This window comes from Xenorhabdus bovienii, from assembly GCF_024721015.1.
Lineage (GTDB): Bacteria > Pseudomonadota > Gammaproteobacteria > Enterobacterales > Enterobacteriaceae > Xenorhabdus > Xenorhabdus bovienii.
This window is the reverse complement of sequence record NZ_JANAIF010000221.1, coordinates 1-1,210: the sequence shown is the minus strand read 5'-3', so window position 1 is coordinate 1,210 and position 1,210 is coordinate 1. Positions and strand designations below refer to the sequence as shown.

At 51.4% G+C, this 1,210-nt stretch carries 2 protein-coding genes; both read right to left on the bottom strand.

Annotation, left to right across the window (positions count from 1 at the left end):
* Nucleotides 1-45 precede the first annotated feature (45 nt).
* Complete coding sequence (locus tag NXS07_RS20175; protein ID WP_258087530.1) at nt 46-297, bottom strand: Ogr/Delta-like zinc finger protein; 252 nt, start codon at nt 295-297, stop codon at nt 46-48.
* A gap of 50 nt (nt 298-347) precedes the next feature.
* The coding region (locus NXS07_RS20170) for a contractile injection system protein, VgrG/Pvc8 family (protein ID WP_258087529.1) at nt 348-1,210 on the bottom strand (863 nt) is incomplete at its 5' end.

The following is a 1,210-nucleotide window of genomic DNA, read 5'->3' as shown; positions in this document are numbered from 1 at the left end:
TAAGAATAAGCCCCAGTTTTCTATCTGGGGCTTATTCGTTTTCAATCAGAATCCAAAACCAATTTGTTCATCACCGTAATGGCTGGACGGAAACGCCAGTTTCGGGACCTTAAAATCAGTCGGTAACTTCTGGGGAGTGGGGCGTGTCAAATAACGTTCAATGGTGGTGATGGTCGTAAACGTACAGCCGCACAGAATATTTTGACATTGGTGATAACTGCGCCGCGTCTCTTCACTCATCATTTCACTGGTACGTGTTTTTGCCACAGCGCCGCATTGGGGACAGGAAAACGCCATGAGTAACCCTCATCATTGGGGGTGTGCCTGCCGCGATTATAACGCATTGTTTATTGATCTTGTTCACTTTCTGTCATGTCGGTATCCTTAATTTTTAATTCCAGCTCTAACTGGGTAGTAAAGCCGCTTTCACTCAGGTTATGAACAACACGCGATATCGTCCACTGATGGCTGTCAATGGCCGTTTTGAACCCCGCAACTGAGGCGGTCAGGTCAGGATAGAGATCAGCCCGTCCCCGCGCCAGCGTGATTGAAAACTCCGCCGCACCGCGCTGGAGCGTTGCCCATTTTGCCGCCGCCGCCCGTCGTGCTGTCCGTTCGGTCTTGAACGTCTGGCGCATCACGTAGACGTTCCCGTCGGCCCCTTCCAGATATTCCCCTTCACGACGACTGGATTTTTCCTGTTTCTTTTTTCTGGGCTTTTTTCGCTTGCGCTTCAGGGTGGTTGCCGGCTGCTTACCAAAATTCAGATCCAGCCAGTGCGCCTTAACGCCCGTATAGGCGGCGCGGTCTGCCACACGGAAGCTGTGACGGTCGCCACTGTCACGATGTATGGTGATAACGGGCAGCATCTTCCCACTTTGTGATACACCGCGCCCCGGAATAATAAACAGCAAGTTGCCGTTTTTGATAGTTGCAATTGCGCCGAGCATTTCCGCCATACGCGACAAAAAACTGATGTCACTTTCATTAGTCTGGTCAGCATGGTCGATGTCTATTTCCATCAACTGACGGCTCACGGCAGGTTGCAGGTTATAACGTCCGGCAATGGCACTGACTACATCACCTACAGTCACATCGTGCCAACTGTATTCCCGCTTGATATTGAACTCTTCCCGAAAATCCGCACTGCGGGCGGTGATTTCCAGCCGGTCAGGTGGCCCACCGTGGCTGATTTCATCCACGACAAACA

Excerpts from the sequence above, each read along its gene's own strand:
- NXS07_RS20175 (WP_258087530.1), bottom strand. The coding sequence starts at position 297 with ATGGCGTTTTCCTGTCCCCAATGCGGCGCTGTGGCAAAAACACGTACC.